At 36.2% G+C, this 1,832-nt stretch carries 1 protein-coding gene; it reads right to left on the reverse strand.

Annotation, left to right across the window (positions count from 1 at the left end):
• Positions 1–192: 192 nt before the first annotated feature.
• Positions 193–1,674: a nicotinate phosphoribosyltransferase gene (locus tag BKL51_RS11505; protein WP_077466784.1), complete on the reverse strand. Its 1,482-nt coding sequence runs from the start codon at positions 1,672–1,674 to the stop codon at positions 193–195.
• Between the last annotated feature and the right edge of the window lie 158 nt (positions 1,675–1,832).

Genomic DNA, 1,832 nt, shown 5'->3' on the forward strand with positions numbered 1-1,832 from the left:
TAGGGACGCCACGCTGGCGTCCGTAAAAATTAAATGATTTAGCGGACGCCAGCGTGGCGTCCCTACCTATGAGATAAGATCTAAGTTTGTGCAACTGCTACATAATACCGAAGATACGATAAAATCTGACCGCTCTTTTATTTTCTAACCAACCACTAAATTATTTTAGTGATCTCAATAGAAATAATTTTTCTAACCGGAAGCGACAAGTAAATTTTGTCTAATTTGATCAAAATCGGTTCGGCGTAACAGTTTGCCGTCTTCAAAGAGTATTTCTAATAAATCATCACTAAAATCATCTTTTGCGGTTAAACCATCAAGATAGGTATCATAAGAAAGGACTTTAACACGGCCTTTTTGGGATTTTTTTAAGCCATTATCGGTTTTGGGGTTCTTAAAGATCGCTTTTTCTTTACCATTAATCGTGATAGATGTTGCTTTAATGGCAAATCCTAACGTATCACGCGTATTACGTTGATAGGTTTGCGCACCGACACCAAACACAATATTACTTGAAGCAAAGCCTTTCGCTTTCAACCCCTCTAAAATCTTAGACATTTTTTCATAGGTCACACCATCACCATAAATAGCGCCGATATGAGGATCAAGAACTTTATAACCTTTCTGATTAACCGAGCCGCCAAAAATATCCCATAAACACTCAATTAGACCTTTACGTTCATGCTCAGTATCTGCCGTAGGATCACCACAAATAATCGCAAAAAAATCACCGCTATCAGGTCGAATAACTAAACGGGCATTCTCAGGTCTTGCCATAATTTCCTGCTTCAACAAAGGTAAATTAATAGTAATGTTATGCCAAAAATCTGTTGTATCCGACACAATTGACAGCATACTATTCGGAAATTTTGCCATTAAATAACGAAATGTGGGTAATTCATCAACACCATGTGAGCTCATCACTGAGTGTTCTGAAGCCGGAATTGACATGCCGATTAAGCCATTTGAGCCGTAATAGGCTTTAATGAAAGAGATAGCAGGAATCGTATCCGTGCCTAAAAAGGAGGTTAAGTGCCCTGCTCCTGAAGTTTCTGCCGATTCTAAAGAGCCCATCCCCCGCATTGAAAAATCGTGAGATTGAAATGGAACATGATCTTGATTATCACAGGTTTCTTTTGCAAACTTAACTAATACAGCCCGATAAGCAAAAGCCATAGAAGCCGAAGTCATCGGCTGCCAAAGCGATACATTAATAAGTGTTTCTAAATAGTTGGTAAGCCAAAAGAAATCCGGATGAGTATTCTCAATAGTCATCACGGGAACTTTAATTGCAACGGTTTTTCCTTCAGGAATAGCTTTAATCCGGATAGGTAAATAACCTAGCTCGTGTAACTGCTTAATATGTTCCCCTGTATCATCTAACTGCAATGTTTTTTTAATGAAGGCTGAATATTCAGAAACAATTTCATCCTTATCCCGAGAAAAGAAGTTGTCATTAAAATAATGTATTAAATATTTAGTAATAAATGCTTGAAAACCAAAAGAAACAACTCGTGTTAAATAAGGAGCTTGTTTATTGCTGCGAGGCGTAAACGTGCTATAAAGAATCTGTGAACCTTCAGGATACATGATGCGATGAGATGTTTTATAAAAATCACATAATAATGAAGGTATGGCACTAGCACGACTATAATTATTTAATAGATTATCCATAAAATTTATTACCTTATTACAATCTAAGTTAGATTTGTTGTTAGTTACAAAATATAAGCCAGATAACTTTTTGAAAGCTAACTGCTAGTTATAATATGAAGAATATTAAAACTATCGGCTTTATTTATCATAATAATTTATGGGGCTGACGTAGATTA

Source organism: Rodentibacter sp. Ppn85, assembly GCF_001999335.1.
In the GTDB taxonomy this organism is placed as follows: domain Bacteria; phylum Pseudomonadota; class Gammaproteobacteria; order Enterobacterales; family Pasteurellaceae; genus Rodentibacter.